Here is a 22,034-nt window from a genome sequence, read left to right on the forward strand (position 1 = left end):
GGCACGACGAGCGAGCGTTTCGAACGCTGTCCCATCAGCGAGGCGGCACCTGTCGGCATCGGTGCCCTCGACCGGTGATTCAGGGCTGGTATTCGAAGGCTCCGATGTCGCAGCCCGGCCCCTGTGGCCGGGTGACTCCACGCTGATCGGTCGACGGGCAGTCGGATGCGGCATCGCGGGCAGGGCTGTCGGGCAGCAGGGCCACGGTGTCCGTGGGACCGCCGTGGTCGGCGAGCGGGCCGAGGCGGGGGGCACGGCGGGGCAGGTCGCCTGCGGCCGTCAAGCCGCAGCTGTCGCCGCTGTCGAGGTTGCCGCCCAGGGACTCGATGGCGGCGAAGGCCTTCTTGCAGTCGCCGGAGGCTCGGCCGACGGTGTTCGCGGCGATGATGGTGTTCTGCAGGACGAGGTGGCCGAGCGGCGCGTCGACGACATCGGTGACCGATGAAGGCAGGCTGTCCAGATAGGCGGGGGCGATGTTGATCCCGCCGCCGCCGTCGGTGGAAGTGTTCCCGGTGATCGTGGAGTTGCGGATGTCCACCAGGCCGGTACCGCGTATGTCGATGCCGCCTCCGTACCCGGACAGGCTGCCCGGCCGGTCCCAGTCGTCGGTCACATGGTTGTCCGCGATCGTCGAGTTGAGCACGGTAGCGGAGTCGTCGAACCGGATCCCTCCGGCCTCGCCGGCCGTGTTGTCGCTGACGGTGCTCTCGATCAACGTCAGATGGGAGTCCGGGATGTTGAAGATGCCCCCTCCGTAGCCGGCGGTGTTACCCGTCACCGCGACCCGGCGCAGCGTCATGTTCTTGCCGTTGGCGATGCCGCCTCCACCGGGGTCGGTGAAGCGTACTTCCCGTTGCTTGGCCTCGCCTCCGGTGACGGTGAGGTCGGACAGTGTGGTGTCGGCCCCCATACGGAAGACCCGGTCGACGTGGTCGGCGTCGATGACGGTCTCGCGCGCACCTGCCCCGCGGAACGTGGTCGGCGCGGTGACGTTGAGATCACCTGTCGTGGGGTCGGCGGTGCGGGTGTTCAGGTAGCGGGGATCGGGAGGGATGCTCAGCCGGTAGCGGCCGGCGGGCAACTCGATCGTGCTGCCGGGCCGGCCGTTCGCGGTCATGACCGCGGCGCGCAGCGTGCAGGTTCCCGCGCTGGTGCGGCAGAGGCCGTCCGACGCGTCGGCGTCGATGGCGTCCGCGGTGGAGTCGACGGTGATGGTCGCGGGCTGGGCGTCGGCCTGGGCGGGGGCCGGTGCCGCGGCCAGGGTTCCCGCGACGGCCGCCAGTAAGGCGGTCAGTGACGAAAGGTTTGTCGCTCTGTTCATGGAGGGTGCCTCCTGCGGCTGTCCTGTCTCGCATCGGTCTCGTCGTGCGAGGCAGTGAGAAACATTTGCGTACATGACATGTATCAGAATGCATCTCAGCTATGGCAGATTCGATCCGGCCCCTCCTGAAGCCACATCAGGCGGAGCTTCCAAGGGGCCCACACGGGCTGACACAGGAGTTCGTGACGGGCTCTCAGCGCCGTCGACTCCTCTACGCGGTGACGGTCGTTGTGGCCGAAAAGGGCTACATCGCGACGACCGTGGCCGACGTCACCTCACGGGCGGGCGTGTCCCGCAAGACCTTCTACGATCTGTTCGCGGACAAGGAAGAGTGCTTCATCGCCGCGGCCGACGCAAGCCGTGAGCTCATGATCAGGTGGCTTCGAACGTCGTTCGCACATTCGTCGGCGCAATCGCTCTCCCCTGTCGCCACGCTCCGCGCCTCGATCCGCGCCTACCTCGGGCTGATCGCCGAAGAGCCGGAATTCGCCAAGGCCTTCCTCCTGGAGACCGCGACGGCCGGCGGCCGGGCACAGGAGCACCAGGACGCGTGCCGTTCCTGGTTCGCCGAGTCGATGCGCGCCTGGCGCGCCAGGCTTCCGGGTCACCCCGGCGTCCCCGATGCGCATTACATCGCCGCCGCCGACGCCACACACGAAGCCGTCTGCCGCTGTCTGCGCCGGGGCAGCATCGACGAGGTCCCCGGCCTGGAGGACATTGTGCTGCACATCTGCCTCGCCCTGCTCGGCGTGGCCGAACGGGATGAGGACGTACCGGGCTAGCCACGGCGGCTCAGCGCCGGACGGCGTGCGTGATGTCAGCACCGCAGCGGCGAATCTCGACCTCCGCCGAAGTCCTCGACCGCGGCTGCTGCCCGGATGACTGCAGGTGCCCCGCTGGAGTCGATGCGTCGGCGCGTACGCCTCTCGCCTGGCGGGTGTTGACCGTCATCGCGGCCGGACCCACTCGCCCTGACTCTCGCCGCCCCGTCCACGGACTGGCATCACCAACGTCATGACCTCGTACAACTGGTTCATTAACAGGCGTTTGAGGAAAGGTGCGGTGTGGCTCCTTGACTGATGCGGTCGTGGCGTGTGGCACAAGCGGGTGACCCCGACACGTGGACTTGGACGGCTCCACTGCATCAGACGTCGGCAAGCCGTGAGGCGAAGGTGTCGCCGGTTCACGGCGCGCGCTGACGCCGCCACCCGCATCAGGGCCTTCACGCCGTACTTCCTGACAGCACGGCACGCAAGGTGCCCCGGCAGCGGAAGGTACCCGGCGGCGCCCCTTGTACTCCGCCACCTCCATGTGGCCATAACCGGATGTTGCGCGGGGTGCCCGACATCACCTGGCCAGGGAGCCGGGGTTCCTCGTGGGAGGGGGCACAGCGCTGTGCGTACGCGCTCGGATGCCGGTCGGCCGCCGCCAGGCCGGCGGCGGCCGAGGTGCGCGGGACACTTCGGAACTGGCCCGCGTACCGGGTGAGAGCCCAGGGTGGCTCATGGGGTGGTGCTCGCCACGCCGCTCTCGTTGACGATGAAGTGCCCGTTCGGAGCACCGTTGAAGGTGCCGTTCTTGATCCACTCGATCAGTGCTGCCTGGAACGTGGCATGCGGACCAGACCAGGGGCGGCCGGGGCGCCCACCGTAAGGCGTTCCCGATTCTGGCGTGCATCGCGGGCCGGAGCAGCCTTCGAGATGCAGGGCGTGGCTCGCGCACTGCACTTGGACCAACACCTTGTTCGCCATCGGGAGGTTGTTGTAGATGGCGGACGAGTTGCTCGGCGGCGCGGTCGTGTCGTCAAGACCGTGGATGACCAGTGAGGGCGTGGTCAGTTGCTGCGCGACGGCGGTGTTCCAGCCGTAGCTGGAGAACGTCGGCGAACGGTTGAGACCGGTCGGGTGGTCGGGGTCATCCCCTCCCCATGTGCTGCCCAGGCGGTCCTCCTCCATGGCCTGCCTCCAGAACTGGCTTTGACTGTTGGGGACGACATGGCCGGTGCAGGCGGCGTCCCGTCCGGGCGGCATCGCCCAGGCGCCACCACTGTCGACGCGGGCGGTGAGTTTCAGCGGGAAGGATGTGAAGCCCGCCGGCGGTGTCACCTCCTCGGTCGGGGTGCCGAAGAACGACGACAGAAATACGGCACGGTTGACCTTCGCGATGACGTCGGCGCTTTCGGGGAGGACCGGGTTGGCCGCGTACAGCGTCCGGGCGACGAGCTGGCCACCGAACGACCAGCCGAGCAGCGTGACTTTGCCGTCCACCGGCTTCGCACGCGCGATGGCATCGTCGATGACCTGGCGGATGTCGCGTACCCACACATCGGTACGTCCGAAGCGGTGATTGCTGGAGTGCGCGCGCCTCTCCCCGTCGAGCGGGTTGTTCAAGAGCAGCGTCCCTTGCTGATCAAGGGGGAAGATAGCTGGGATATGGCTGCGGTCGCACCCCTCGGCGTAGGGGCAGCTGCCGTCCGGCAGATATGGTCTGAGGCTCGCGTTGCCGGGATCGTTGAGACCGTCGTCGAACCGCGTCGAGCGGCCGAAGCCGAGCAGACTCGGGGCGAAGGTGTCGATACCCGCCCGGGCGAGGGCCCTCTGAGCGCTCAGCGTTCCGCCACCGGGGGCCCGGTGTCGCAGGTCGAACCCAGGCGTGCCGGGCCAGGTGGCACCGTGGACCAGCACCGCAGCCCTGTTGGGCACGCTTGAGCATTTGCCGTGAGCGTACACAGGCCGGACCCGGTGCACCTGGATCCTGGCCGGACGACCGTCGAACCGCGGGTCCGGCATCAGCCCGGGGGGCACCGTGAAATTGAGGTAGTGATCCTGAAGACGGATGCCGGTCGGCGCCGCGTCGCAGGGCTTGGCCGACGCTCTGATGTCGGCGGCCGTCGCAGTGCCGGAACCGAGGGCGCCCGTGATCAGGCCGGCGGACAGGAGAAACATCACCCCTTCGCGGATGCCTGCCATGCGACGTCGCCGACGTGACCGTTCCGGTTCCCGACACGCCTGCCCGCCACGCGGTCGCTCGTGTCTCTCTAGGGTGGTGTCCATGCGATCTCCTGCCTGGGCTGCGACGCATCGGTCTGACACAGGAGCCCTCGGCCGGGCCCGCCCGCGTCGTCTAGGTGCCGTTAGCAGCAGCGTGTGGTGCCTTTGGGCACCCCGCGACGCAGGACCGGCCGAACGGAGCACTCACTCAGGATGCGTACGGGTTGATGTTCGACCACAACAGTGCGGTCAGGCCACGCCGGTCCTCATCGGACAGCTGCTTGGCCCAGGCCGGTTCGGCGAGGACGTGGTGGAGCAGCACACGAGGCTCGACAGAAGCACGTGCACCTGGATCCTGGCCGGACATTTGACCATCTGGTCGTACTGTTGGGCGATCAGGTCCCACTTGATGACCTGGGTCAAGGAGCCGCCGAGGGCCGGCCAGCCGGGCGGGTCGTCGTGGGGCCGATACAGGCGCATGCTGCCGAGGTTTTTCAGCGTGGGCAGCAGGCGGAAGTTCAGCAACTCGGTGTACGCGAAGCCGACCACCGAGGCGCCGTGCGTGTCCACATAGTCCTTCCGCTAGGAGGCACTCGTGCCACGTCTCAGCGTCGACCCCGTCGTGGGGACGACCGGGCGGATCCTGTGAAGGTGCCCGCCGACAAGGGGGTGGGACATAGGCTTGGCGACGCGGTCGTCGGGCGCGGATCTGCTGCGCCCGTGCTGTCGCCATCGACGGGAGCCGGGATGGGCTACTTGGACGGCATGGAACCACGCCTCAGAAAAGCGTTGGAGCTCCGCAAACTCTCCCTCCACGAGCGGGCAGACAGGAGGGGGTACTTCGACGTGTATTGGGATGACGGCATCAAGAGCGCCCCGGACGACCGCGGCCTCCCTGTCGGATTTCTAAATGTGTCCGCCCACTCTTCCGGCTTCACTCGGCGCAGGGTTGAGTTGTGGTGGGTCAGCGTTTCCAGTCCCGTCGTCCACGAAGTAGCCGCCAGGCTTCCTGACATCAATGAAGCCATCAGCGTGCTCCTTGTCCATCTCCCCGACCGATACTCCTGAACCAACCGCCGGCGGCATCCTTGAATACCTGTAGTGCGGTGAGAAGCGGACGAGAAACGGGTACGCCGCGCTGTCCGCCACCCTCGACACCAAAGCGGGCGACTGCATTCGCGGCCTGATGGCGTACGACTCCCACACCTGCGTAACGAAGTGGCGCTACGACGTAGTGCCCATCTCGCCCGCGCAGGTCTACGGTCGGCGGCGGCTACGTGATCGACGCCGTCGCGCGTGTGCGGGCCGCGTCGATGCTTGGCGGCACGCCGAACTGGCGCTTGTACTCCCGGCTGAACTGCGAGGGGCTGTCATACCCCACCCGGTGGCCGACGCCGGTCACGTCGTGCGGACGGTTGGCCAGCAGGAGCCGTGCCGCCTGCAATCGGATCTGCTTCTGGTACTGGATCGGGCTCATAGCCGTCACCGACTGGAAGTTCCGGTGGAACGCGGAGACGCTCATCCCGGAAGACCGCGCCAGGTCCTCGACCCGGAAGGCCTCGGTGTAGTTGTCCCGAATCCAGCTGACCGCTCGGGCTATGTGGTTCAAGCTGCTGTCCGCTAGGCCCAGTTGGCGGACCGCCTCGCCCTGCTCCCCTGTCATCAGCCGCCACAGAATCTCACGCTTGATCAAGGGGACCAGCACCCGGCGGTCGCGCGGCCGGTCCAACTGACGGAGCAGGCGGACGATCGCGTCGATCAGCTCCGCCGAGGCGTCGCTGACCATGATCCCCGGCCGGGGCGGTCCAGATGACCGAGGCAGGTCACCCGGCCCGGCCTGCAGCATCAACTCCGCGATGACGGCGGGTTCCAGCGTCATCCCGAAGCCGAGTTGCGGCCCGCCCGGTGCGACGCGTCCAGTCACCGGCAGATCGGCCGAGGCGACCAGATACTGGCCAACCCCGTACTCGTACACCCGCTCGCCGAGCGCGAGCCGCTTGCCACCCTGCGCGATGACAGCCAGCATCACGCCGGACATCGAGTACTCCGGCTCGGCGCCCGGGTCGGCCCGGCAGATCCGGACGCCGTCGATGGCCGTGGTCGGGTCAGGCCGCGCATGCCGCTCCAGCAGATCGCGAAGCTCGTCGAGGGACATGCTTCCATCTCATCACGGACTGACACGCTCCTCCCGCATGGCGAGAGGATCGTGCAAGGAGACGCGAAGAACGTGCGGGCGTCCGCGACGCGCAGGGGACGTCCTGGTCAGGCCGCTCTCGCGCCGCGGGCACCTACTCTCCGGTGTCCTCGTACTCGGCGATCAGTTGGCCTCGGGCGATGGCGTGGAATCGGAGGTGGAAACCGACGAGTGCCGGCGACGCGTCCGCATCCGGTCCCAGCTTCTCCTGGTCCACGGCGTACACCGTGAAGACATAGCGGTGCGGACCGTCCCCCGGCGGCGGCGCGGCACCGCCGAAGTCCTTGCTGCCGTAGTCGTTCCGAGCCTGCACGGCTCCTGTCGGCAGCCCCTTGAAGCCCCCGGTTCCGGCACCGGCCGGCAGCTCGGTGACGTCCGCCGGAATGTCGAAGACCGTCCAGTGCCAGAAGCCGCTGCCGGTCGGCGCGTCCGGGTCGTAGCAGGTGACCGCGTAGCCACGGGTGCCCGACGGCCCTGCCGACCAGCTCAGATGTGGTGAGGAGTTCCCCTTCGCGTACACGTGCGCGTCCGGCAGGGCCCCACCGTCCGTCAGATCTGTGCTGGTGACCGACAGCTCGGGCACCGGCGGGTGAAAATCATGCGGCAGCGGACGTCGACTCCTCGGGTCGCTCATTTCCGATTCCCTTCCCTTGCTCTCGATGAAATCGCCCGAACGGGCGTGATCCCGATCTGACCACGCATCGAGTGAGGACGACCGATCGGCGAGAGGATCGTGCAAGGGGTCGCAATCTTTGTGAACGTACCCCACTGGAGCTTTGGATCCTGCCCGTCGGTCGTGCGTCACCCGGCCTTGTCGTCGCCGCAGGTCGACACGGGCACGGCCCGCGGGGCCCGCTTCATGCCGCCGATACCGGACAGGTCCGCCTCCTCGACGGGCAGCTCGTCGCGGGGTTCCCAGGGCTCCAGATCGCCGTGATCGCGCTGCCAGGTGGTCCCCTCACGGTCCGCGAAAGTGAGGTAATAGACCTCGATGCTGTCCGGCGTCGGCTGAGGCCTCCAGCCGTCCTCGCGGCGGAGCGGAACTCTATGGCTGTCGGGGAACGTCGCCCGCCCCTCGGGAATCCGGTACATCCAGTCGTCGGGATCCAGCGCCAGATCCGAGCAGGGCGGCACGCTGGGCAGGGAGAGGGAGTAGGACACGGCGAGCTTCGTGTGGTTCCAGTCGCCCACCTTCGCGTCGAAGTACATGTCTACGTACGACACCGGGTCCGGCGACCTGTTCATCAGATGCAGTCGGATGCCGCCGTCCTCGCCGTAGTCGACCCAGGTCGTGATGCGGGCGGCCTGGGCGCGGTCCCTCTTCTCGGCGTCCTCGCGGGACTGGGCCAACTGGTCGCGCGACACCATGGCACCGTAGTAGGTGGCGATTCCGGTGAACAGCAAGGTACCGATACCGGCCACCACTCCCACCACCGTGGCGCCCCGAGCCCAGTCGACCCGCCGCCACGCCGACGTGGACGTGGTCGGCTCGGTGCGCCGTCTCCGCGTGTGTACCGAGTCCGGCCCCGGCCGCTGCCGTGCCAGCCGGATTCTCGCGTGCCGCCGGGTGCGCGTGCTGCTCATCCGTCTCCCTTCCGGTCGAGGGGAGAGACGCGATCAAGGGCGAGCACGGTTTCGACCTGGACCAGCCACCCGGCGCCGGCCCGACTCAAGCTCCCTCTGTCCTCGTCGGGCGGGTGGTCCCTCCTTCTGCTCCTGGTCGGACTCCGGCCATACGTAGGAGAGGTCGTTCGGTGTGCCGGGAAGGCGTCGCCGTGGGTGGCCCGGTCCTTGCGGAGGAGTACCGAGCGGTGACTGCGGTGGAACACTGCTTCTCCGAGCCAGGTCGGCCACTTCCGCGCCCTCGGGGCGGCTCCGCCCCCGCGGCCTTGTCCGCGGGCGTCTCGGCCTCCCAGCGCAACGGGTCCCCAGCTGGCGCTGGACCACTTCGCGAAGGCGGCAAGCGTCGTGAAGCGCACCGCCCGCGCGCCATGTCGTCACGAACGGCGCGGATCGCGGTGCCCGCCTCCTTGCCGCCGCGCCCTGTGCCTCACGCCGCCGCAGCGCGGAACGTACTGGGGCTCAGCCCCTTGTGGCGCTTGAAAGCGGCGCTGAAACCGAAAGCGTCGGCGTAGCCGACGGTCTTCGCGATCTGGGCGATGCTGAGGTCGGTGTCGGCAAGGAGTGCCTCGGCGTCGTCCATGCGGCATTCGGTGAGGTAGGCGAGGGGCGGGCGGCCCATCAGCTCGGTGAAGCGTCTGGCGAACAGCGCCCGGGAGACGCCGGCTTGTGCGGCCAGCGATGCCACCGTCCATGGATCGGCGGGCCGGTCGTGGAAGGCGTGCAGGGCGGGTGCCAGGACCGGGTCGGCGAGGCCGCGGTACCAGTTCGGAGCGTCGGCGCCCGCCTTGTCGAACCACATGCGCAACGTGCAGACCAGGGCCCAGTCGAGGAGCCGGTCCATCAGCGCCTGCGAACCGGGGGTGAGTCGGGCGGCGTCGGCTGCGGAGCTCTCCAGCCAGGCGCAGACTTCGGCGTCCTCGGTGACGACCAGGACGGGTGGCAGCGCGCGCAGGAGCCGTTCCTGGCGATGGCCGGAGGCGCGGTAGGCGCCCACGACGAGTGCCGTGGCTCCGTCAGGGTCGCTGCCCCAGTGGATGCCGCCGAGTTCCTCGCCCGAGCACGGGGCTTCGGTGGTGAAGCAGTTGATCTCGTACGCCGCGTGGGGGCGGTGGAGGGAAGCGGGCTCGTCGGCGAGATGGAACGGTGCGGGGCCGCGCACGACGGCCGTGTCGCCTGCGGCGATCACCCGCTCGGTGCCGTCGGGCAGCAGCAGGGTGCCACCCCCGCGCAGCACGGTGACCATGCTGAGCGGTGCGCCGTCGGTGAAGCGGATGGTCCAGGGCGCCCTCAGGACGGCATGGCTGACGACCGAGCCCTCGGCACGGATGCCGCTCAGCAGCGAACTCAGGGGATCCATGGGGGAATCGTAGACGATCTCCTATGTCTTGGAGACTTCCTCCCATGGATCATCTACGCGGCCGCGTTTGTACTGGACACACAGAACACACCGAGCCAGTCGGGAGACACTGTGCCGCAGCACAGCAGTGACGTCAGAACAGCCCTCGTGGTCATCGCTCACCACCGCAGCGATTCCCTCACCGCCCACACCGCCCGCCGTGCGGCCGCCCGACTCGAGGCCGCCGGATACCGCATCGACCTGCTCGACCTGCACGCCGAGGGATTCGACCCTCGGATGACCGTGGAGGACCAGCCGGACTGGGGCAACCGGGAGAAGACGTACTCGCAAGAGACGCACGCCCATATGCGGCGCATCCTCGACGCCGATGTGGTCGTCGCCGTCTTCCCCGTGTACTGGCAGAGCGTGCCCGCCGTCCTCAAGGGATGGATCGACCGCGTGTGGAACTACGGATTCGCCTACGGCCGCAGCAAGCCCCGCCTGGCCGGCAAGCGCATGCTGTGGCTGGGCCTGGCCGGCGCCACCGCCGACGATCCCGTCGCGAAGGGGATGCAGTCCGTCCTCGAGGCCCAGCTGAGTGAGGGCATCGCCTTCTACTGCGGCTTCTCGCACTCCACCGTGGGCCTGCTCCTCGATGCGGAAGAGCGACCGCAGCGCCTCGACGCCGAGGGCAATCTGCTCGTCGGCGCCGCGGTCGCCGGTGCCGAACGCGAGGCCCAGTACGCCGACTTCGACCGTCGGACCCTGGAGTTCGTGGACGGATTCCTCGCCGCCGACCCGCTGGCGGCCTGAAGGCACCCGCGCCCTTCGACGGAACCTTCGGGCTGACCGGCCGTCTCGCCGGTCAGCCCGAGGGGCCCCGCCCAGGGCCGAGATCACTCCGCTGAAACAGTTGGGGGCAGAGCGCCCTGTCGAGGGCTACGGGCGCCCGGATACAGTGCGCGAGACGGCAGCCCGGTCAGGGAGGGAAGCGTGACCGACACCAGCAACACCCGACCCGCCGACGGCGCGGCACAGGCCCCGCGGCCGAGCCGGCTGCACCGCCTGATGCGCTACATCCCCCTGATCGCCCCTGTCCTGCTGTGGGCCGTGCCCTGCTGGACGCTCCTGCACAGCGGACAGCACTGGCCACTGCCCTTCACGCTCGCCGGCACCGCCGTCTTCGCCCTCGGCCTCATCGGCATGCCGCTCGCGATGGCGCGCGGCCACGGCCGGCGCCAGCAGGACCGCGCGGCGATCGTCGGTGACACCCTGCTGGGCGCCAGCTGGGTGCTGTTCACCTGGTCCCTTCTGCTCGGCATCCTCCTGCGGCTCGTCCTGACCGTGGCCGGCGTCGGCGAGAGCCAGGACCGGGCCCGCATCGTCACGTGGGCCGTCCTCGGCGCGACCGCAGTACTGCTCGCCTGGGGGTACGCCGAAGCCCGCCGTGTGCCACGCGTGCGCCGACTCGACGTGCAACTCCCCCGCCTGGGCGCCGGATTGGACGGCCTCCGCGTCGTCCTCATCACCGACACCCACTACGGTCCCCTTGATCGCACTCGCTGGTCGGCGCGGGTGTGCGAGACGGTGAACACCCTGGAAGCCGACCTGGTCTGCCACACCGGCGACATCGCGGACGGCACGGCCGAACGCCGCCGCGCCCAGGCCGCCCCGCTCGGTACCGTGCAGGCCACCCAGGCCCGCGTCTACGTCACCGGCAACCACGAGTACTACAGCGAGGCCCAGGGCTGGGTCGACCTCATGGACGAACTGGGCTGGGAGCCGCTGCGCAACCGGCATGTCCTGCTCGAACGCGGAGGCGACACCCTCGTGGTCGCCGGCGTCGACGACGTCACCGCCGAGTCCTCAGGCCTGGCAGGCCACCGCGCCCACCTCGCCGGAGCCCTGCACGGCGCCGACCCCGACCTGCCCGTCCTTCTCCTGGCACACCAGCCCAAGTTCGTCGACCGGGCGGCCGCCGCCGGGATCGACCTCCAGCTCTCCGGCCACACCCACGGCGGCCAGATCTGGCCCTTCCACCACCTGGTCCGCATCGACCAGCCTGCCGTCGCCGGCCTCAGCCACCACGGCCCCCGCACCCTTCTCTACACCAGCCGCGGCACCGGCTTCTGGGGCCCGCCGTTCCGCGTCTTCGCACCCAGCGAGATCACCCTGCTCGTACTCCGCTCCCCCAACCTGGTGTAGCGCTCCGGGCAACGGCCGGGTGGGCGCTCGCCAGGACCCGTGCACGGGCATGCCCTGCGAGCCGACAGCACGGCTGCTCCGTCCACTTGCGCGGTCAGCGCGTCCGCCGCATACTCGGCTCCCGCGCCACGCTCCCTCCCCGCCACGGAACGGGGTGTCGACTTCCGCCCTGAACACCGAGCCCGCGCCGGCCGAAGGTCGCTGAGCATCTCGGCAACACCTCGGCGCCTCCTGCTCGCCGGCCGGCGCACCACGACATGGACAGACTGCCGCAACACTCCCGTCGTAATCCCGCCGCATGATTGATCGTTGGGCCGTGCAAGGACAACCGTCAGGGGGCACGCACCATGACCATCAGCCGCAGGACACTGCTCGCCGCAGGGGCGAGCGCCGGACTGCTCACCGCCTGCGGATCCAACACCGGGCGTGAGGACGACGCCGGTGCCGGGCCGGAACTGTCGCAGTGGTACCACCAGTACGGCGAGGCGGGCACCGAGCAGGCCGTGGAACGGTATGCCGACGCGTACAAGAACGCGAAGGTCGACGTCCAGTGGCGGCCCGGCAACTACGACCAGCAGACCGCCGCCGCACTGCTCACCGACTCCGGTCCCGACGTCTTCGAGGGCAGTCCCACCCTGGACCAGATCCAGGGCGGTCAGGTCATCGATCTCAGCGACCTGCTCGAAGACGTCAGGGACGACTTCAACCCCGCCGTACTCGCCCCGAAGACGTACGACGGAAAAGTCTGGGGTATCCCGCAGGTCATCGACATGCAGCTGCTCTACTACCGCAAGAGCCTGCTGAGCGACGCCGGCGTGGAGCCGCCGACCACCCTTGACGCGCTGATCGACGCGGCCGCGAAACTGACCACGAAGAAGGTCAAGGGGCTCTTCCTGGGCAATGACGGCGGTGCCGGTGTCCTCGGCGGAACTCCGTTGTACGCGGCGGGACTTCAGTTGGTCACCGACGACGGCAAGGTCGGCTTCGACGACCCCGCCGCCGCCCGCACCCTCGCCAAGCTGCACCAGCTGTACACCGACAAATCCTTGCTGCTCGGCGCCCCCGCCGACTGGTCGGACCCGTCCGCCTTCCTTCAGGGCCTGACCGCCATGCAGTGGTCCGGCCTGTGGGCGCTGCCGCAGGCACAGAAGGAACTCGGTGACGACTTCGGCGTGCTGCCGTTCCCGAAGGACGGATCGGGCGCTCCCGCCGTCCCCGTCGGCGCGTACGGAGCCGCCGTCAGCGCCCGCAGCAGGCACCAGGACACGGCCAAGGACTTCGTGCGGTGGCTGTGGGTCGAACGCACCGACTACCAGGAGGACTTCGCACTCTCCTACGGCTTCCACATCCCCGCCCGCATCTCTTTGGCGAAGAAGGCCGACAAGCTGAAGACGGGCGCGGCCGCCGAGGCGGTCCGCTTCACCGGAGAACACGGATACGCCCAGCCTCTGTTGTGGACCCCGGCGGCCCAGACCGCCTATCAGGACGCGCTGAGCCGGATCATCAAGAGCGGGGCGAACCCGGAGAGCGAACTGCGGACGGTCGTCCGGAAGGTGTCGGCCGAGCTCGACCGGGTGAAGAAGAAGTCGTGACGGCACACGCGGTGACGGCCCGCCGCAGAGCACGTGCCCGCACTCTCTGGTTCTGGGTCTTCGTCGGTCCGTTCGCTCTCGGGCTCGGCCTGTTCACCTACATCCCGCTGCTGTGGAGCGTCGCTCTCAGCTTCTTCGACGCCCACAACACCGTCACCCCCACCGACTTCGTCGGCCTCGACAACTACACGGCCATGCTGTCGGACGACGCCTTCGTCGACAGCCTGTACACCTTCCTGATCTTCACGGCGTTCATCGTGCCCACGACGTACGGGTTCTCGCTGGCCCTCGCCCTGATGGTCAACCGGGTGCACCGGGCACAGGCGTTCTTCCGGTCGGTGTTCTTCCTCCCGGCCGCATGCAGCTACGTCGTCGCCGCCCTCATCTGGAAGATGTCACTGTTCAACGGGGTGCGGTTCGGTCTCGCCAACACCGTGCTCGGCTGGTTCGGCGGCGATCCGGTCGCCTGGCTGTCGACCACCGACCCGCCCTGGTACTGGCTGGTCATCGTGACCGTACGACTGTGGCTCCAGGCAGGCTTCTACATGATCCTTTTCCTGGCCGGGCTGCAGCGGATCGACCCCGGGCTGTACGAGGCCGCAGCCGTCGACGGCGCCCGGCCCGGCTGGCAGGTGCTGCGGCACATCACGCTGCCCCAGCTGCGCGCCACGTCCGTCGCGGTCGTCCTGCTCCTCGTCATCAACGCCTTTCAGGCCTTCGACGAGTTCTACAACCTCCTCTCGGACGCCCGTGGATACCCGCCCTACGCACGTCCGCCGCTCGTCTACCTCTACTACGTCGCCCTCGGCCAGGGCCAGAACCTCGGGCTCGGCAGCGCGGGCGCGGTGATCCTCTCCCTGATCATCGTGGTCGTGACGGTGGGGCAGGCGCGCTGGTTCGGTCTGGGCGGGAAGGAGGAATGACCATGGAGGACGCGATGGTACGCGTCGGACGCGCGCTGCGGCTCGTCCTGCTGATCACTCTCGCTCTGCTCTTCCTCGTCCCCTTCTATCTGCTCGTCCGCAACGGCCTGTCGAGCGAGGAGGACATCACCGCCCCCGAATGGAGCTTCTTTCCCACTGAGGTGAGATGGGAAAACGTGCAGGAGCTCTTCGACGACACCTCCGTCCCCTTCGCCCGCTCCCTGCTCAACTCCGCGCTCATCGCGGTCGCGACGACACTCGGCACCGTGCTGCTCGCCTCGCTCGCCGGGTACGGTCTCGCCCGCATCCCCTACCGGCACGCCGACAAGGTCTTCTACGCGGTCCTCGGCACCCTGATGGTTCCGGCCGCCGTCACCTTCGTCCCGAGCTTCGTGCTCGTGTCGTCGCTGGGCTGGATCTCGACCTATCGGGGACTGATCGTCCCGACGCTGTTCTCGGCCTTCGCCTGCTTCGTCTTCCGGCAGTACTTCCTGGGCTTCCCCCGGGAGTTGGAGGATGCGGCGCAGGTCGACGGCCTGGGCTACTGGAGGACGTACTGGCGGATCGTCGTACCGAACTCACGGCCCGTCTTCGCCGCTGTCGGAGCGATCGTACTCATCGGCGCCTGGAACTCCTTCCTGTGGCCGCTGGTGATCGGACAGGACCGCAACGCCTGGACGGTGCAGGTGGCGCTGTCGTCCTTCACCACGTCCCAGGTCGTCAGGCTCCATGAGCTGTTCGTCGCGGCCGCCGTGTCGATCCTGCCGTTGCTGGTCGTGTTCCTGTGCTTTCAGCGGTGGATCGTGGCAGGCGTGGAACGGTCCGGGATCGACTGAGACCTCAGAAGGGCCCGCCTGGGTGTACCGAAGGTCCGTACCGTCTGGTCGAGTCGGCTGCCGCGGGTTGGTGCCCGTCGGCCGTCGTCCATGCGGTCGCCCATCCCGGCGTGCTCAGACACGGACGTGACGGAAGTGTGTGGTCAACTGCCCCGTCTCGTCGATGATGTGAAAGGCGAGGGCGGGTGGGTGGTCCAGATGGACGTGGTCCTGGGCGTGGGCGCGGTGTTCCCAGGGAAGACGGAGGGTGGAGACGACTCCGGGGGCCACCAGGACCGGGCGGCCGGCGAAGGCGGTCACCGCGGCGGTGTGGGCGTGTCCGCAGAGAAAGGCCGCGAGGTTGGCGTGGCGGTCGGCGAGGGCATGGAGCCGCCCTGCGCCGAACTGCCGGATGCCGTCGATGAACGGGACGTGCAGTCGCGCCGGCGGGTGGTGGAAGCCGACCAGCACGGGCGTCGACTCAGGGGTCTCGGCCAGCACGTCCTCAAGCCAGGTCAGTGTCTCGTCCGAGACGAACCCCTCGTCCTTGCCCGGCACCGATGAGTCGCACATCGCGATGACCACGCCGTCGCCGCGATGCACCTGGTTGACCGGAGTCGTCGAAGCCGCCTGCTCCAGGAGGTGAGTCCGGAACGTGTCACGCCTGTCGTGGTTGCCCGGGCAGAGCATCACCGGGTGCCGCGAGGAGAAGAGCCGGCGGGCCTGCTCGTACTCGGTGGGCAGACCGTGATCGGTGATGTCTCCCGTGACCAGGACGGCGTCCAGGTCGTACGGCAGGTCCTCCAGGTAGCGCACGACAGCGCGGGTGCGCTCGATGCTGCGCGGCTCACTGTCGATGTGGGTGTCGCTGAGATGGGCAATCACGATCATCGCACTACGTCCTGTCGCCGGTCGGTTGTTGATCACTCCCGGCCGAGGCTAGGCGGGCACTGGACCAGGTGTAAGGTCCAGTAACGTGCAGAAATCCTGGTCCGGTTCACGCGTCGACCTGCACCTTCGACTCGATGCCACCCAAGGCCGCCGCTCGGCTCTGGAGTCGGCGCTGCGCGACGCGATCCGCGAGGGGCGCCTGGCCACGGGGACGCTTCTGCCCTCCACCAGGGGGCTGGCCTGCGAACTGGGCCTGTCCCGTGGAACAGTGACCGCCGCCTACGACCAACTGGTCGAGGAGGGCTACCTGACGACCCGGCCCGGCTCGGGCACCACGGTGGCCGACATACCGCCAAGGACCGTGACGTCCCCGTCAGCCGCACCGGCACCGACCGGCCACCGGCACGACCTGCGCCCGGGGCTGCCCGATGTCGGAGCCTTCCCCGCCCGCTCCTGGCTCGCGGCAACACGCCGGGTGCTCGCGGACTCCCGCTCGGTCGTGCTCGGTGCCGGAGACCCGCAAGGCCGGATCGAACTGCGTACCGCCGTGGCCGACTACCTCGGCCGCACCCGCGGTGTGGTCACGACCCCCGACCGCATCCTCATCACCTCCGGCTACTACCAGGGGCTGAGCCTGCTCAGCGGTGTGCTCGCCCGCAGCGGCGCCAGGACGGTGGCCGTCGAGGACCCGAGTCACAACGTCTTCCGCGCCGTCGTCCAGCGCTCCGGGCTCGCCACCCCGCCCCTGCCCGTGGACGCCCACGGCGCCTGCGTGGACACCCTCACCTCCTCGGTGGACGCCGTGCTGCTCACGCCCTCGCACCAGTACCCGACCGGTGTCCCCCTTCACCCCGGCCGGCGTCAGGCCGTCAGCACCTGGACGCGCACCACGGGCGGGCTGGTCATCGAGGACGACTACGACGGCGAGTACCGCTACGACCGCCAGCCCGTCGGCGCCCTGCAGGGCATCGCCCCCGACCGGACCGTCTACTGCGGCACCGCCTCCAAGACTCTTGGACCGGCTCTGCGCCTGGCCTGGATGGCGCTGCCCCGCCAGTTGGTGAAGCCCATGGTGGAAGCCAAGCAACAAGCCGATCTCTACACCGAGAACCTCTCCCAGCTCGCCCTCGCGGATCTCCTCACCACTCACGCCTACGACCGACATGTGCGCGCCGCCCGCCTGCGCTACCGCCGACGGCGGGAACTGCTCCTGGACCGTGCGTCCGGCGTTCCGGGACTGGCCGCCCTGGGTGTCCCCGCCGGTCTGCACACCCTCCTGGCCCTCCCCTCCGACTGGCCACCGGAGGACGAGATCCTCTCGCTCTGCGCCCGGCAGGGAATCGCCCTGCGCGGCCTGTCCGAACTCCACAGCGATCCCCACGGACGTCCGCCGGGCCTCCTCATCGGCTTCGCGGCCCCACCCGAACACGCCTACCGGCCGGCTCTCGACGCGCTGTTCGGGACGCTCCAGAAGCTGGTGACGCGGCCGTGACGGTCCACCGCGGCGATCCTGCGCAGCCGCCGCAGCGCTCGTACGGACTCAGCGTGATCGGTTCCCGGTGCCGGTCGGGGCCTGCCAGGGCTGGAACCACGGGTCGGGCCACTGTTCGGCGGCGGCCAGCAGGGGGAACAGGGTGGCGCCGTCGATGGTTTCGCGGATGATGTCGGCGTGACCGCCGTGTCGGGAGGTCTCCTCGATGAGGTGCAGCAGCACCCAGCGAACGGACCAGTTCTTCACGTCAGCGGGGAACCATGGCAGTCCCTGTGGGACGGGCACGGCCTGACCGAGATCGGCGATTCCGGCGATCACTGCGTCTGTCTCCTGCGCAGCGGCCTCGTACTGGTCCAGCACCTCTGCGAGCGTCTCCTCCGCGGTGAGCACGAATTCGGCGGAGTCGCTTTCGTCTGCTGTCCGTTGTGGGCCGCGCTGCCGCTGAAGGATCAGGTCGGTCCAGCCGGCCTCGCACCGTGCGGCGTGTTTGATGAGACCCCCGATGCTCAGTTCACTGACGGTGGGCGTCATCCTCGCCTGATCATCCGTCAGTCCATGGGCGGTCGCGCGCAGAGACTGGCGCTGCTGGGTGAGATAGGCGAGCAGGCCTTCGCGCTCGTCGGCGATCGGCGGTACATGTGCGGGCATGGGGCTGACCCTCTCTCCTCACTGAGAGGCTGGTCAAGCCTTCTGTGAAAAAATTGTCAGCCTCTTGCGCAAGGCGAGAGCTGTGGCGGCCGGGCCTTCTGGGCTTCCTGTTCGCACGTCGTCAACCATCCCCACGAACAGGCGCGTTGCCGGATTTTGATTCGCCCGTCGCGTCCCCTGATGCCATGGCCGACAGAGTCGGCACCCGGGGAATTCAGACCGTTTCGGCGGAGGCCGGTGTACGTCGACGTAGAACGACAGTAGAGTCCGCTCGAAACTTGCTGCAAGAGATTGCACTCCGAGAGGGTCAGGCAATGCCGAGAGTTGTCCCGCCCGTGTCCGACGAGCGCACAGCGCTGACCGCCTACCTGGCGCACCAGCGGCGCGCTCTGCGAGCCACCGCCTACGGCCTGACCGACGAGCAGGCCCGTATGGCGGCATCTGCGGGCGAGCTGAGCATCGGCGGCCTCATCAAGCACGCGGCACGGTGTGAGGGCTTCTGGACCGACCTCATCCTCCAGCAGCGGTGCGAGGCGCAGCCGAAAACGGACGAGTTGAACGGGGAGGAATTCCGGCTCGGACCGGACGAGACCCTGGCCGAGGTGCTGGTCACCTACGCAGAGGCGTCCAAGCGGACCGACGCGGCGATCGCCGGTGTCCCAGACCTCGGGCAGGCGGTCCCGGTGCCGCAGGGGGCTCCTTGGATTCCCACGGAGGTCAAGGCATGGTCGATCCGCTGGGTCCTGTTGCACTTGATCGAGGAGACGGCACGGCACGGCGGTCACGCTGACATCATCCGCGAGAGCATCGACGGCGCAACGTTTGATCCGCTGCTCGCCGCAGCCGAGGCGTGGACCGACCCGTGGGTCCAGCCGTGGGAACCGGCGCCCCAGGGCGTCGACCGACGGCAGGTGCCGATCGATTGAGCATGCACCGAGGACGGGTTTCCCAGTCGCGGGCATGGCGGGGCGGGGCGCATGAGCCGGCCGAACGCTCAATCGCCCCGCAGCGCCGGGCAATCGCCTCGGCTCCTTCGACTCGAGGTTCGCGTGGGGCGACTTCGACACCGACCTGCGGCACATCTTGAGGACACCGCACCGGACTTGGACAAGTCGTGCAAGCCCGGCAAGTCCACGCATGCCTGTCGAGAGGGAGGTCGGGTACACGGTGCCTGTACGTGCTGGTGTGGACGCAGGAGGGGAAGTCAGGCAGTGACAGTGAAAGCGATGGGGTGGGCACACTCCTTCCCCATGAACCAAGGAGTGCGCGCCGGCCGTGAGTGGACACGCAGTCGTCTTGAGACCCTGCCGTGGAGCGCCGCCGAACCCGACAAGGTGGATGCCATCGTGCTGGCGGTGTCCGAGCTGATCACCAATGCGCATATCCACGCGCACAGCGACGCGCAGCTGGTTCTCACATGGGACGGCGACTGCCTGCAGGTGAGCGTCCATGACGACGACCCCTCGCTGCCCCGCCGACGCGATCCGGAGCCGGGCGCGCCCTCAGGCCGAGGAGTGGCCATCGTGCACCAGCTCGCCGACGAGTGCGCCTCAAGGTGTCAGCGGCACGGTAAGACAGTGACAGCGTGCTTCCGTCCCGCCGACCCGGGCGCGGGCGATCCGCGTGACGGTAGTTGACCGCCGCTCACCGGTGAAGCTCAGTGGGTATGACCGGCCTGCCTCGTGCCCCTGGAACGCGGAGCCGTGCCGACCCGTCCATCTGGCTCTGGCCCCTTGGCGCTCTGGCGCTGTACGCACTGATCATCTACGGGCTGATGTACCGCACACGCGCCCGTCACTCCGGCCTGCGGCTGCCTCAGGTCTGTGTCTTTGCCTCACCGTCCAGGAACCGTGGAGCAGACTGTCGACCGGTCAGGCGGCGCCACCGGGGCCCGCGGTGGTGCGGGCATAGTGTTCGGCGATGTCGTCGCTGGTCGTGGTCCACACGCCGGGGTGGTTGACGACATATTCGAGCGCTTGGTCCAGGTACTTCATCCGGAATGCCTGGCCGGTCACGAAGGGGTGCAGGGCCAGTGACATCACGCGGCCGCTGTGCGTGGAGTCCTCGTACAGCTGGTCGAGCTGGTCCTTGACGATCCGGACGAAGTCGGGGCCGCTGATGGAGTGGGCGGTGAACAGCCCCAGGTCGTTGAGTTCGAGGGTGTAGGGGACGCTCAGGAGCCCCGGCACGTTCAGCGGGAACGGCTGGTCGTCGGCGGTCCAGTCCAGCACGTACTGCAGGCCGAGTTCGGCGACGAGCGCAGGGGTCTGGAACGTCTCGCTGAGGGCTGGTCCCATCCAGCCGCGGGGACGCTGCCCGGTCGCCTTCTCGATGGTCTCGACGACCTCGGTCAGGTAGGCGCGCTCGTCCGCCTCGACCTCGGCCTGCAGGGTGGAGTTGTTCTTGCCGTGCGCGAGCCAGGCCCAGCCGCGTGCCCGTCCGGCTTCGATGATCTGCGGGTAGTGCTCGGCGACATCGGAGTTGAGCAGCACACTCGGGCGCACGCCATGCCGGTCGAACGACTCGATCATCCGCCAGATCGCCACCCGGGGGCCGTAGTCGCGCCAGCCGTGGTTCAGCGGATCGGGCACGAGCGCCGCAGTGCCCTGGTTGATGCTGGTGGACGGCTTGCCCAGGACGAAGTGCTCCACGTTGAGGCCGACGTAGAACGCCACCCGGGCGCCGTCGGGCCAGTGGATCGGCGTGCGTTCCGTGATGGGGCTGTAGTCGTACAGGTCGTTGTGCATGGGATTCCCTTCGAGAGAACCGTTCGTAGGGCAGCAGGGGAGCAGCGTTCAGCGAGAGACGATCCGTGTCGTGTCGCGAACCGATACGGATCGTGTCGCGGTATCGCGTCCGTGTCAACACGAACCGGTTCGTCTCCCCCGTGCGATAACGTGAGCTCATCAGCACCATGGAGGCGACATGAGCACGACGCGTACGCCCGACCCCGCCCGGCGCAACCCGCAAGCGACCGCCGCGATCCTCAAGGCCGCGCTCGACATGACCCGCGAGATCGGCTTGGCACGCGCGAGCATCGAGGGGATCGCGGCCCGCGCGGGCGTCGGCAAGCGAACCGTCTACCGCTGGTGGCCCTCCAAAGGCGCGGTCGTCCTCGACGCGTGGGCGCAACAGCTCGAAGAGCGCCTGAACCGGCGCCTCGAAACCGCGCAGACCGGCGACTTCGAGGCCGACCTGAAGCTGATGGTCAAGGACGCCTGGATCGACACGATCGGCGACACGCGTAGTGTGCTTGCGTCGATCGTCGCCGAGTCCCAGCACGATCCCCGCCTGGCCGCGGAGTTCCGCAAACGCCTCATCGACCCCGCCAGCGCGCTGGTCGCCGAGCGCATCCGCCGCGCCCAGGCGGACGGACAGGTCGCCCCCGACATCGACCCGTACCGCGCCATCGAGCTGATCTACGCCCAGCTGTATTACCGGCTGCTCGTCGTGAACGGCCCGCACGACGAGGCATACGTCGATGACGTCGTCGAACTCGCCATGCGAGGGCTCAGGCCCTCGCGCCAGGACGGAGCATGACCCGGAGCGGGGATGCAGCGGTTCAGTACCAGTCCGATCAGGGGCACGGATGCGGTCACCAGTACCCCGGCAAAGGTGAGGACGGCAGTGAGCCGGGAGGTATTCCCCCCACCGAAAGCGACTGGGCTGAGCAGAAGCAACACTGGCAGAGCCGCCAATTCGGCTTCTGGATGCAGCGCGGTGCGACGCCGAGGACCGCGGGACGGCGGACCGGGCATCACGACTGTGCCTGTTCCCTCGTGGGGCGAGGCCAGGAGTACGCCGAGCAGGACTCGGCGGGAGCCGAGCTGAAAGCGATCCGGGAGCTCGTCGACGCCTGCTGGACCCACCGGCCTTGCCGGACCGACAGCCGGTTGATCAAGTGAAAGCGAACCGATTCGGCGCGCCTTTGAAGTCGGGCAACACTGATCAACAGCGCTAAAAATGACGACCTTTCAGAAAACGCTACTCAGCGCCTGGCTTGC

Annotated in this window: 21 protein-coding genes; 11 read left to right on the forward strand and 10 right to left on the reverse strand. The window is 68.6% G+C overall.

Going from position 1 to position 22,034, the window contains the following annotated elements; genetic code table 11:
- Nucleotides 1–79: 79 nt before the first annotated feature.
- Nucleotides 80–1,321, reverse strand: a complete 1,242-nt coding sequence (locus ACIQ6Y_RS33425; RefSeq protein ID WP_404044810.1) for a choice-of-anchor Q domain-containing protein — start codon at nt 1,319–1,321, stop codon at nt 80–82.
- 218 nt (nt 1,322–1,539) lie between these two features.
- On the opposite strand from ACIQ6Y_RS33425, the gene ACIQ6Y_RS33430 reads away from it, so the two are divergent.
- Nucleotides 1,540–2,103, forward strand: a complete 564-nt coding sequence (locus ACIQ6Y_RS33430) for a TetR/AcrR family transcriptional regulator (protein WP_404044812.1) — start codon at nt 1,540–1,542, stop codon at nt 2,101–2,103.
- A gap of 720 nt (nt 2,104–2,823) precedes the next feature.
- On the opposite strand, the gene ACIQ6Y_RS33435 is transcribed toward ACIQ6Y_RS33430, so the two are convergent.
- A complete protein-coding gene (locus tag ACIQ6Y_RS33435) occupies nt 2,824–4,290 on the reverse strand; it encodes an alpha/beta fold hydrolase (RefSeq protein WP_404044813.1) in 1,467 nt (488 codons plus the stop codon).
- A gap of 270 nt (nt 4,291–4,560) precedes the next feature.
- Nucleotides 4,561–4,881 (reverse strand): Tn3 family transposase, encoded by a 321-nt coding sequence (locus ACIQ6Y_RS33440; RefSeq protein WP_404044815.1) that lies wholly within the window; start codon nt 4,879–4,881, stop codon nt 4,561–4,563.
- Between the two features lie 81 nt (nt 4,882–4,962).
- On the opposite strand from ACIQ6Y_RS33440, the gene ACIQ6Y_RS33445 reads away from it, so the two are divergent.
- Nucleotides 4,963–5,379 (forward strand): hypothetical protein, encoded by a 417-nt coding sequence (locus tag ACIQ6Y_RS33445; RefSeq protein WP_404044818.1) that lies wholly within the window; start codon nt 4,963–4,965, stop codon nt 5,377–5,379.
- 205 nt (nt 5,380–5,584) lie between these two features.
- Here ACIQ6Y_RS33445 and ACIQ6Y_RS33450 read toward each other — a convergent pair whose 3' ends face one another.
- The 4 genes from ACIQ6Y_RS33450 to ACIQ6Y_RS33465 all read right to left on the reverse strand — a co-directional run bounded on the left by ACIQ6Y_RS33450 (nt 5,585) and on the right by ACIQ6Y_RS33465 (nt 9,485).
- Entirely contained in the window at nt 5,585–6,466 is an 882-nt protein-coding gene (locus ACIQ6Y_RS33450) for an AraC family transcriptional regulator N-terminal domain-containing protein (protein WP_404044819.1), read from the reverse strand.
- A gap of 133 nt (nt 6,467–6,599) precedes the next feature.
- A complete protein-coding gene (locus ACIQ6Y_RS33455) occupies nt 6,600–7,139 on the reverse strand; it encodes a YbhB/YbcL family Raf kinase inhibitor-like protein (RefSeq protein WP_404044822.1) in 540 nt (179 codons plus the stop codon).
- A 167-nt stretch (nt 7,140–7,306) separates the two neighbouring features.
- Entirely contained in the window at nt 7,307–8,089 is a 783-nt protein-coding gene (locus ACIQ6Y_RS33460; protein WP_404044824.1) for a hypothetical protein, read from the reverse strand.
- 466 nt (nt 8,090–8,555) lie between these two features.
- The gene (locus ACIQ6Y_RS33465) at nt 8,556–9,485 is read right to left on the reverse strand and encodes an AraC family transcriptional regulator (RefSeq protein ID WP_404044827.1); all 930 of its coding nucleotides are present in this window, start codon (nt 9,483–9,485) and stop codon (nt 8,556–8,558) included.
- Between the two features lie 147 nt (nt 9,486–9,632).
- Between ACIQ6Y_RS33465 and ACIQ6Y_RS33470 the strand changes: the two genes are divergently transcribed.
- The 5 genes from ACIQ6Y_RS33470 (at nt 9,633) to ACIQ6Y_RS33490 (ending at nt 15,020) form a co-directional block, all read left to right on the forward strand.
- Complete coding sequence (locus ACIQ6Y_RS33470) at nt 9,633–10,277, forward strand: NAD(P)H oxidoreductase (protein ID WP_404044830.1); 645 nt, start codon at nt 9,633–9,635, stop codon at nt 10,275–10,277.
- Between the two features lie 180 nt (nt 10,278–10,457).
- Nucleotides 10,458–11,669: a metallophosphoesterase gene (locus tag ACIQ6Y_RS33475; protein ID WP_404044832.1), complete on the forward strand. Its 1,212-nt coding sequence runs from the start codon at nt 10,458–10,460 to the stop codon at nt 11,667–11,669.
- A gap of 347 nt (nt 11,670–12,016) precedes the next feature.
- Nucleotides 12,017–13,261 carry an ABC transporter substrate-binding protein gene (locus ACIQ6Y_RS33480; protein ID WP_404044835.1) on the forward strand — a complete coding sequence of 415 codons (1,245 nt, stop codon included), beginning with the start codon at nt 12,017–12,019 and terminating at the stop codon, nt 13,259–13,261.
- On the forward strand, nt 13,258–14,184 hold the full coding sequence (locus ACIQ6Y_RS33485; RefSeq protein WP_404044838.1) for a carbohydrate ABC transporter permease: 927 nt from the start codon (nt 13,258–13,260) through the stop codon (nt 14,182–14,184). Before ACIQ6Y_RS33480 ends, ACIQ6Y_RS33485 begins: the two co-directional genes overlap by 4 nt.
- Nucleotides 14,185–14,186: 2 nt before the next feature.
- Entirely contained in the window at nt 14,187–15,020 is an 834-nt protein-coding gene (locus ACIQ6Y_RS33490; RefSeq protein ID WP_404044841.1) for a carbohydrate ABC transporter permease, read from the forward strand.
- Between the two features lie 114 nt (nt 15,021–15,134).
- Here the strand turns inward: ACIQ6Y_RS33490 and ACIQ6Y_RS33495 are convergent, their stop codons facing one another.
- Complete coding sequence (locus tag ACIQ6Y_RS33495) at nt 15,135–15,890, reverse strand: metallophosphoesterase (RefSeq protein WP_404044844.1); 756 nt, start codon at nt 15,888–15,890, stop codon at nt 15,135–15,137.
- An 85-nt stretch (nt 15,891–15,975) separates the two neighbouring features.
- On the opposite strand from ACIQ6Y_RS33495, the gene ACIQ6Y_RS33500 reads away from it, so the two are divergent.
- On the forward strand, nt 15,976–17,382 hold the full coding sequence (locus tag ACIQ6Y_RS33500) for a PLP-dependent aminotransferase family protein (protein ID WP_404044847.1): 1,407 nt from the start codon (nt 15,976–15,978) through the stop codon (nt 17,380–17,382).
- 48 nt (nt 17,383–17,430) lie between these two features.
- On the opposite strand, the gene ACIQ6Y_RS33505 is transcribed toward ACIQ6Y_RS33500, so the two are convergent.
- A complete protein-coding gene (locus ACIQ6Y_RS33505; RefSeq protein ID WP_404044850.1) occupies nt 17,431–18,030 on the reverse strand; it encodes a DinB family protein in 600 nt (199 codons plus the stop codon).
- Nucleotides 18,031–18,344: 314 nt separating this feature from the next.
- Between ACIQ6Y_RS33505 and ACIQ6Y_RS33510 the strand changes: the two genes are divergently transcribed.
- Entirely contained in the window at nt 18,345–18,956 is a 612-nt protein-coding gene (locus tag ACIQ6Y_RS33510) for a DinB family protein (RefSeq protein WP_404044853.1), read from the forward strand.
- A 285-nt stretch (nt 18,957–19,241) separates the two neighbouring features.
- A complete protein-coding gene (locus ACIQ6Y_RS33515; RefSeq protein ID WP_404044856.1) occupies nt 19,242–19,667 on the forward strand; it encodes an ATP-binding protein in 426 nt (141 codons plus the stop codon).
- 234 nt (nt 19,668–19,901) lie between these two features.
- Here the strand turns inward: ACIQ6Y_RS33515 and ACIQ6Y_RS33520 are convergent, their stop codons facing one another.
- On the reverse strand, nt 19,902–20,777 hold the full coding sequence (locus ACIQ6Y_RS33520; protein ID WP_404044859.1) for a polysaccharide deacetylase family protein: 876 nt from the start codon (nt 20,775–20,777) through the stop codon (nt 19,902–19,904).
- A gap of 178 nt (nt 20,778–20,955) precedes the next feature.
- Here ACIQ6Y_RS33520 and ACIQ6Y_RS33525 point away from each other — a divergent pair, with 178 nt between their 5' ends.
- Nucleotides 20,956–21,570 (forward strand): TetR/AcrR family transcriptional regulator, encoded by a 615-nt coding sequence (locus tag ACIQ6Y_RS33525; protein WP_404044861.1) that lies wholly within the window; start codon nt 20,956–20,958, stop codon nt 21,568–21,570.
- Nucleotides 21,571–22,034: the final 464 nt, after the last annotated feature.

Origin of the sequence: Streptomyces sp. NPDC096205 (genome assembly GCF_044763135.1) — a bacterium.
GTDB lineage: Bacteria > Actinomycetota > Actinomycetes > Streptomycetales > Streptomycetaceae > Streptomyces.

Coding starts and splice junctions, on each gene's coding strand:
- ACIQ6Y_RS33425 (WP_404044810.1), bottom strand. CDS start 1,321: ATGAACAGAGCGACAAACCTTTCGTCACTGACCGCCTTACTGGCGGCC.
- ACIQ6Y_RS33435 (WP_404044813.1), bottom strand. CDS start 4,290: ATGGCAGGCATCCGCGAAGGGGTGATGTTTCTCCTGTCCGCCGGCCTG.
- ACIQ6Y_RS33450 (WP_404044819.1), bottom strand. CDS start 6,466: ATGTCCCTCGACGAGCTTCGCGATCTGCTGGAGCGGCATGCGCGGCCT.
- ACIQ6Y_RS33455 (WP_404044822.1), bottom strand. CDS start 7,139: ATGAGCGACCCGAGGAGTCGACGTCCGCTGCCGCATGATTTTCACCCG.
- ACIQ6Y_RS33460 (WP_404044824.1), bottom strand. CDS start 8,089: ATGAGCAGCACGCGCACCCGGCGGCACGCGAGAATCCGGCTGGCACGG.
- ACIQ6Y_RS33465 (WP_404044827.1), bottom strand. CDS start 9,485: ATGGATCCCCTGAGTTCGCTGCTGAGCGGCATCCGTGCCGAGGGCTCG.
- ACIQ6Y_RS33480 (WP_404044835.1), top strand. CDS start 12,017: ATGACCATCAGCCGCAGGACACTGCTCGCCGCAGGGGCGAGCGCCGGA.
- ACIQ6Y_RS33490 (WP_404044841.1), top strand. CDS start 14,187: ATGGAGGACGCGATGGTACGCGTCGGACGCGCGCTGCGGCTCGTCCTG.
- ACIQ6Y_RS33495 (WP_404044844.1), bottom strand. CDS start 15,890: ATGATCGTGATTGCCCATCTCAGCGACACCCACATCGACAGTGAGCCG.
- ACIQ6Y_RS33505 (WP_404044850.1), bottom strand. CDS start 18,030: ATGCCCGCACATGTACCGCCGATCGCCGACGAGCGCGAAGGCCTGCTC.
- ACIQ6Y_RS33510 (WP_404044853.1), top strand. CDS start 18,345: ATGCCGAGAGTTGTCCCGCCCGTGTCCGACGAGCGCACAGCGCTGACC.
- ACIQ6Y_RS33520 (WP_404044859.1), bottom strand. CDS start 20,777: ATGCACAACGACCTGTACGACTACAGCCCCATCACGGAACGCACGCCG.
- ACIQ6Y_RS33525 (WP_404044861.1), top strand. CDS start 20,956: ATGAGCACGACGCGTACGCCCGACCCCGCCCGGCGCAACCCGCAAGCG.